The 7,329-nt window shown below is 59.4% G+C and carries 5 protein-coding genes and 2 pseudogenes; 3 read left to right on the top strand and 4 right to left on the bottom strand.

What is annotated here, in order from left to right; all coding sequences use genetic code 11:
* A pseudogene (locus tag EV561_RS37835) lies at window positions 1–265 on the top strand (hypothetical protein); the annotation flags it as partial.
* A 366-nt stretch (window positions 266–631) separates the two neighbouring features.
* On the opposite strand, the gene metF reads toward EV561_RS37835, so the two are convergent.
* The 4 genes from metF to EV561_RS08315 all read right to left on the bottom strand — a co-directional run bounded on the left by metF (window position 632) and on the right by EV561_RS08315 (window position 5,230).
* The gene (gene metF, locus EV561_RS08330; RefSeq protein WP_132519803.1) at window positions 632–1,537 is read right to left on the bottom strand and encodes a methylenetetrahydrofolate reductase [NAD(P)H]; all 906 of its coding nucleotides are present in this window, start codon (window positions 1,535–1,537) and stop codon (window positions 632–634) included.
* A 1-nt stretch (window position 1,538) separates the two neighbouring features.
* Window positions 1,539–2,564 (bottom strand): metalloregulator ArsR/SmtB family transcription factor, encoded by a 1,026-nt coding sequence (locus EV561_RS08325; protein WP_132519800.1) that lies wholly within the window; start codon window positions 2,562–2,564, stop codon window positions 1,539–1,541.
* A 171-nt stretch (window positions 2,565–2,735) separates the two neighbouring features.
* On the bottom strand, window positions 2,736–4,385 hold the full coding sequence (gene ettA, locus EV561_RS08320; RefSeq protein WP_132519797.1) for an energy-dependent translational throttle protein EttA: 1,650 nt from the start codon (window positions 4,383–4,385) through the stop codon (window positions 2,736–2,738).
* A gap of 122 nt (window positions 4,386–4,507) precedes the next feature.
* Entirely contained in the window at window positions 4,508–5,230 is a 723-nt protein-coding gene (locus tag EV561_RS08315) for a ribonuclease (RefSeq protein WP_245512630.1), read from the bottom strand.
* A 188-nt stretch (window positions 5,231–5,418) separates the two neighbouring features.
* On the opposite strand from EV561_RS08315, the gene EV561_RS08310 reads away from it, so the two are divergent.
* Window positions 5,419–6,351 (top strand): alpha/beta hydrolase, encoded by a 933-nt coding sequence (locus tag EV561_RS08310; protein WP_132519791.1) that lies wholly within the window; start codon window positions 5,419–5,421, stop codon window positions 6,349–6,351.
* Between the two features lie 16 nt (window positions 6,352–6,367).
* A pseudogene (locus EV561_RS08305) lies at window positions 6,368–7,328 on the top strand (DMT family transporter).
* Window position 7,329: the final 1 nt, after the last annotated feature.

Below are 7,329 nucleotides of genomic sequence, written 5' to 3'. Positions count from 1 at the left end.
CACGTTCATCATGTCATTGGTCATCGGTGGTCTTTCCGTCAGGTTGGTCTTGAACAACCCGACCCTAGCGGAAAACACTGATGGCCGCCCGCAAAGCCGATCACCCGCTACAGCGCAACGAGAAGCGCGCGGGCACTCGGCTTTGCTATCTCCCGCCAGTTACACCATCTCCTGGGGCACGATCGTGCTTCGCCGAAAAAAGTGCGTTCAAACCGGGCAAAAATGTCGCCGCAAGGCAATGTCAGTTAACCCTTTGCGCCGCTAATTTAACATCTCATTAAATTTCGTGAGCGGCGATTCGTCGAATATAGCCGTTAATTATCAAATACTTGCGAATGAGGCACAAAGAGAACTGCCCGAAAACCGCTGCAGCGCAGCAAGGAATTCGCTTTCCAAGCAACACATTTCCGACATAGAATTTGATGGTTAACGGAGGAGGCAGACATGGGACTGACGAGATCTTTTAACGTCCTATTGGTCAGTGCAGCGTTCGTGTTCGTGACGGCAATGCTGTTCATCTGAGGCCTGAGCCCGACGAACAGACAGTGGCAGGGAATGCATTACTCCTGAAAGCTAACGGTCAGACATTTCAAAAACGCATGTCCTCAGGACATGCGTTTTTTCTTGCTGATTACGCCGCAGCACCAGCAGCTTGAATGTCCGTATCCCGCCGAAAGCCCAGACGCTCCAGCACCGCGCCGATCAGCGGCGCGCGGTTCATCGTATAGAGATGGAATTCGCGAATGCCGCGACGGATCAGGTCCTCGATCTGCTCGGCTGCAACATCAGCCGCCACTTCGGCCCTCTCCTCCGGCTTTTCGTCCAAGCCTTCGAAGCGGTCGTCGAGGAAAGCCGGCACAGTCGAACCGCAGCGGCGGGCAAAGCGCTTGAGCTGCGTCAGGTTCTGGATCGGCATGATGCCGGGCACGATCGGCATGGTCACTCCCGCTGCCTGCGCGCGCTCCAGATATCGTTCGAACGCATCGTTTTCGAAGAAGAACTGCGTCAGCGCCCGCGTCGCACCCGCATCCGCCTTGCGCTTCAGCGTTGCTATATCAGCCGCCATGTCGGGGCTCTCAGGATGTTTTTCCGGATAGGCCGAGACCGAAATGTCGAAATCGCCGTAGTCGACCAGCATCCGCACGAGATCGGCCGTATCGGAAAAGCCCTGCGGATGCGGCGTATAGGCAGACCCTATCCCGGCAGCCGGATCGCCCCTGAGCGCGACAATGCGCCGAACGCCAGCCGCCCGATATTCCTCAACCACAGCCTTCACCTCGTCCTGCGAAGCATCGACGCAGGTCAGATGCGCGGCAGTCGGCAGACGCTTCTCGCTGATCATGCGGCGGACGGCTGCAAGCGTCGGCTCCTTGGTGGAACCGCCGGCGCCGTAAGTCACGGTGACAAACTCCGGCTGCCAGGCGGCGAGTTCAGGCACCGTTTCCCATAGCTGGGCTTCCATCTCGTCCGACTTTGGCGGAAAGAATTCGAATGAAATGCGGATGTCGCGGCGGCTGCTTTCGGTTTTCAAAGCCATATCAAGCCCTCCCGGCAAGAGCGGGGGATGATGGATGGTCCTGTCCTGCAGCGATCAGCAGCCGCGGGTCGCGCGCCAGCCAGATCGTTACCGTCAGGTCCTGACCACTCTCTTTCCCCGAATGAAGATCCTGAACCTTTTCCATGTGAAGCCCGGCCTTCCTAAGCCACTCCTCCATCACGGCATGTGAAAAGCCGAGCCGCACATGGGCGTGCTCGGCGCGCAAATATTCCAGTGCATGTGGCGCAAGATCGATGATGACAAGGCGCCCGCCGGGCCGCAGCATGCGCGCCGCCTCCGTAATGGCAAGCTCCGGCTGATCAAGAAAATGCAGCACCTGGTGAATGGTGATGAGATCGAAATCCTGTGCGTCGAGCGGCAGGTTGAAGATATCGCCATGGCGCACGGAAGCGGTCGTAATATTCGCCTTGTCGAGATTGGAGCGCGCGACGGCCAGCATATCGCGGCTGGCATCAACGCCCACGCCCCTGCGATAGAGACCTGACAGAAGCTGGAGCATGCGTCCGGTGCCTGTGCCAAGATCGAGAAAGGCATTGATCGGCTGGTTTCCGATCAAATTGATCAGCGCATTGTCGACATCCTCGTCCGCCACATGCAGGCGGCGCAACTCGTCCCATTCGGCCGCGTTGCGGCTGAAATAAGCTTGAGCGCGCTCGGACCGCGCCCGCTTGACGGCGGCCAGACGATCGCCATCACGCAGCAACACCGGGTCGTTTTCGGAGGCATATTTCAGAAGCGCTCGGGTCAGCGCGACAGCCTTGCCGTCCTGCTTCAGCCGGAAATAGGCCCAGGCACCTTCCTGGTATCGATCGATAAGCTCCGCCTCGCCGAGCAGCTTCAGGTGCCGTGAAATGCGAGGCTGCGATTGCCCGAGAATTTCGGTAAGATCGGTAACGGTCAGGTCACCGGCGGCCAGAAGCGCCAGCAATCGCAGCCGCGTCGGCTCGCCCGCTGCCTTCAGCACATCCACCAGACCATCGAGTCCGAATTTTACCAGATCAGCCATTCGTCACCCAATCAAGATATAAAGATATCTTTATGTGATTTGACTTTAAATCGCAAGACCCAATTGGCAGAGGTCGGGGATTTGTCACCGGAGGTCGGGAACAGACCTTTGCAGCCAAAGAAAAACCCCGGCCAGAGACCGGGGCTCTCGAAATCAGAATTTATATAGGCCTCAGCGCGTCAGGCGCTTGTAGGCTTGGCTGCCCGGATTGAGGGCGTCAGGGCCGAGGCGGCGGACCTTGTCTTCCTCGTAGTCCTCGAAGTTGCCTTCGAACCACTCGACATGACCATCACCTTCGAAAGCGAGGATATGGGTCGCCAGACGATCGAGGAACATGCGATCGTGGCTGATAATGATGGCGCAGCCGGCGAAGGCTTCGAGCGCGCTTTCCAGAGCGCCGAGCGTTTCCGTATCGAGGTCGTTGGTCGGTTCGTCGAGCAGCAGAACGTTGCCGCCGGCCTTCAGCATCTTGGCAAGGTGCACGCGGTTGCGCTGGCCACCCGAGAGGTTGCCGACCTTCTGCTGCTGGTCACCGCCCTTGAAGTTGAAGGCGCCGCAGTAAGCGCGCGAGTTCATGTCGAACTTGCCGAGCTTGATGATTTCAGCGCCGCCGGAGATTTCTTCCCAGACGGTCTTGTTTCCGTCCAGCGCATCGCGGCTCTGGTCGACGTAACCGAGATGTACGGTGTCACCGATGCGGATCGAGCCGGCATCCGGCTTTTCCTGGCCGGTGATCATCTTGAACAGGGTCGACTTACCGGCGCCGTTCGGGCCGATGATGCCGACAATGCCGCCGGGCGGCAGCTTGATCGAGAGGTCGTTGATCAGCGTGCGGTCGTCAAAGCCCTTCTTGATGCCTTCCAGTTCGATGACCACGTTGCCGAGACGCTCGGAGACCGGGATGATGATCTGTGCGTCGCCGGGCCGGATGTTTTCGGCCGCATCGACCAGCTGTTCATAGGCCTTGATACGAGCCTTGGACTTGGCCTGGCGAGCCTTCGGGCTGGAGGCGATCCATTCCTGTTCGCGCGACAGCGCCTTCTGGCGGCCAGCCTCTTCGCGGGATTCCTGCTGCATGCGCTTGGCCTTGGCGGTCAGGTAGGCCGAGTAGTTGCCTTCGTACGGGATGCCGCGGCCACGGTCGAGTTCGAGGATCCAGCCGGTGACGTTGTCGAGGAAGTAGCGATCGTGGGTGATCATCATCACGGCGCCCGGATAGTCGCGCAGGTGCTTTTCAAGCCAGGCGATCGTCTCGGCGTCGAGGTGGTTGGTCGGTTCGTCGAGCAGCAACAGGTCCGGCTGCGACAGAAGCAGGCGGCAGAGCGCGATACGGCGACGCTCACCACCGGACAGGTTGGTGACCTCGGAATCTCGCGGCGGGCAGCGCAGTGCTTCCATCGCCATTTCGACCTGCTGTTCGAGGTCCCAGAGGTTCTGGCTGTCGATGATGTCCTGGAGCTTGGCGCCCTCTTCCGCAGTCTCGTCGGAATAGTTCATCATCAGTTCGTTGTAGCGGTCGAGCACGGCCTGCTTGTCGGCCACGCCTTCCATGACGTTTTCGAACGCGGTCTTGGCCGGATCGAGTTTCGGCTCCTGCTCTAGGTAGCCGACGGTCGCGCCTTCTGCGAGCCAGGCTTCACCGGTGAATTCCTTGTCCTGACCGGCGATGATGCGCAGCACCGTCGACTTACCGGCGCCGTTCGGGCCGAGGATACCGATCTTGGCATCAGGGTAGAAAGAAAGATGGATATTCTCCAAAATCTTCTTGTTGCCGTAAGCCTTGTTCAGGCCGGACATATGATAGATGAACTGGCGTGCCATTCTGCGATGCTCCACGGACGGACGAATTGAGTTGTGCGCTATGTAGGCGAAACGCACGCCCGCGGCAACGTCGAAACCGGCTTCAGGGGCTATTTATCCCGAGCAGGAAGGCGCAGAAGGCCTCAGAATCCTGCCGCATCCACCACGCCCTGATTGCATCCGAAGGAAGTTCTGCCTGCCTCCTGGATGAGCTTTCCAAGCCGCGGACCGCCGCTCGATGGCTGGGTTGCATCAGCGGAAAGGCCGATCGTGATTTCCGAAATCACCCGCACGTTGCCCACGCGCCGGCAACTCATCTTGACCCTGTCGCTGGCCCCATTGCCGAAGCTCTTGTCGAAAGCCGCCTTGATCGTTTCCGCATCCAGCGTCTTGCCGATATTCTGTGCGAAGAGATCGCGGACGGCGGATGCGTTCAGCTCGTTGATCAGGCCGACGGCAGCGTTGAAATAATCATCCGCGCTCATCCCGGTGCAGCTGCCGTGCCGCGTCCATTCATGGCGCTCAAGACCGGATTGCGTGCCAGGCATGACCTTGTCCAGCGCCGAACGGGTCTGCGCGGTCAGCGAGACATCAGGCAGGTCGTTCCAGTCGCTGCGGCGATCGGCGTCCCTCTGGTCATCCGATACGCCGCAATATTCCTGGCGCATCGGCCAGAGGCCGTGCAGGGAGAAATTGGTGGCATCGAAATCCCCGGCCTTCTGCCCCCGGCATTCCGTCTTCTTCTGGTTTGTTGCGCAAAAGGCCGGCTCCCAGCTCGCGGCAAGAATGAAGCGTGTACGCCCGCCTCCGGCATCCCGTGCGAATGCCCCCGCAGCCAGCATTGGCAGGCACAGAACCGCAATCATCAATCCACGGCTGAAAAGCTTCATTCTCGCACCCTCCAAACAAGAACAATATAGGAACAAATAATCAGGTCGCCACGACACCGGCAAGCCTGAATAACCTAAAGATGCACATTTATTTGTGTGGTCCAGATCTCCTCCATTGTTTTTTCGGCGGCGATGACCTTTCTTCGCCGGACCGGAGGAAATCCATGTTTTTAGAATTGCGGCGGCACGAGAGCCCGACAGGCGCTTTGCTTGCCTATCACCATCAGCCCGCGGAAGGTGCCGAACGCGGTATTCTTATCGTCTGCCACGGCCTTGCCGAGCATTCCCGCCGCTACCAGCGCTTTGCGGAGGCGATGGCGAAACGCGGCTATCACACCTATGTCCACGACCATCGCGGCCATGGCGAGACGACGGCTCCGGATGCTCCGCGTGGGCAGTTTTCGCGAAAAGACGGTATCGGGCGCGTGATCAGCGACGTGATGGCAATGCGCGATCTCGCAGCATCTGCCCACCCTCGCCTCCCCATTATCCTCTTCGGTCACTCCATGGGCGGCTTGATCAGCCTCAACACTGTTGTCACCCACCCGGAAAAATTCGACGCAGTGGCCGTATGGAATTCGAACCTCCACCCCGGATTTGCCGGTCGCATCGCGCAACTCATCCTCAGAGCCGAACGGATGTTGAAAGGCTCGGATGTGCCGAGCGGCCTGCTGCCGAAACTCACCTTCGGTGCCTGGGGAAGCTCGATCCGCGATCGGCGGACGAATTTCGACTGGCTGTCGCGCGACCCGTCCGAGGTCGATAAATATATCGCCGATCCACTCTGCGGCTTCGACGTCTCGACTTCGCTCTGGCTCGATATCTTCGAACTGTCGTTTCGCGCCCCGCAAACGACGCATCTTAGCCGCCTTCCCCGCAACCTCCCGATCCATCTTGTCGGCGGCGGACAGGACCCGGCGACCGATGGTGCAAAGGCCGTGAAATGGCTGGCGGAACGTCTGAAAAGCATGGGCTTTTCGCATGTGACCGCGGCCATCTATCCGGACATGCGCCATGAGACGCTGAACGAGATCGGCGCTGATCGGGCAATGGCTGAATTCGCCGATTGGTGCGACAGAACGATTGCGAAGTCCTGAATAGAAGATCGTCATAATGAACAGCGCAAAAGCCATCATTGCCAAACCTGCCGCCTCTGAAGTCACGATAGGCCTTGGCCTGATGTTTCTATCGGTCCTCGTGTCACCGATCATCGACATCTTCTCGAAGCTCGCCATCACTACGATCCCCTCGGCGGAAATCACGGCGGGACGCTTCGCGATCCAGGCCGCCTGCATGCTGCCCATCGTGCTGTGGCGAAACGGCCTTGCCGACACATCCTGGAAGCAAAGCCTCTTTCATGCCATCCGCGGCGCCATCATCACCATCTCGATGATCTCCTTCGTCACGACGCTGAAATACATGGCGGTTGCCGATGCGATCGCGATCTTCTTCGTCGAGCCAATCATCCTCACGATCCTCAGCAGCCTCTTCCTTGGGGAAACGATCGGATGGCGCCGCTACACCGCATGCGCGGTCGGCTTCTTCGGCGCCATCCTGATTATCCAGCCGAGTTTCGAGGAGGTCGGTTATGTCGCGCTGCTTCCGATCGTCAGCGCGGTCTGCATTGCCATTTCCGCCATGATGAACCGAGCCCTCGCCCAGCACGAGGATCCCTGGGTCATGCAGTTTCACATGGGGCTGTGGGGCCTGTTCTTCTGCGCCGTTCTGCTGTTTCTGGGGCGCGGGTCGGGCTCCGACGTCTTCGATCCCGTCGTCCCTGACGCGACGAGCCACGTCTGGCTGCTCGGCGTCGGTATCTCGGCGGCGATCTCGGGGATTCTCGGCGTCTATGCCTATCGCGCGGCACCCGCCTCGACGCTGGGCGCCGCTGCAATATTTCGAAATCGTCTCGGCGACGATCTTTGCCTGGCTGGTGTTCGGCGACTTCCCAGACGGGCTGAAATGGACCGGCATTCTCATCATCATCGCCTCGGGGCTTTACATCATCTGGCGCGAGCGCCGCTTTGCATCCAAGCCCGTATCCGATACATCAGAGGATGCGCGAGCACCCTGAA

The sequence above is a fragment of the Rhizobium sp. BK376 genome, from assembly GCF_004341625.1.
GTDB lineage: Bacteria > Pseudomonadota > Alphaproteobacteria > Rhizobiales > Rhizobiaceae > Rhizobium.
This window is presented reverse-complemented; position numbering and strand designations above follow the sequence as displayed.

Excerpts from the sequence above, each read along its gene's own strand:
- metF (WP_132519803.1), bottom strand. The coding sequence starts at position 1,537 with ATGGCTTTGAAAACCGAAAGCAGCCGCCGCGACATCCGCATTTCATTC.
- EV561_RS08325 (WP_132519800.1), bottom strand. The coding sequence starts at position 2,564 with ATGGCTGATCTGGTAAAATTCGGACTCGATGGTCTGGTGGATGTGCTG.
- ettA (WP_132519797.1), bottom strand. The coding sequence starts at position 4,385 with ATGGCACGCCAGTTCATCTATCATATGTCCGGCCTGAACAAGGCTTAC.
- EV561_RS08315 (WP_245512630.1), bottom strand. The coding sequence starts at position 5,230 with ATGATTGCGGTTCTGTGCCTGCCAATGCTGGCTGCGGGGGCATTCGCA.
- EV561_RS08310 (WP_132519791.1), top strand. The coding sequence starts at position 5,419 with ATGTTTTTAGAATTGCGGCGGCACGAGAGCCCGACAGGCGCTTTGCTT.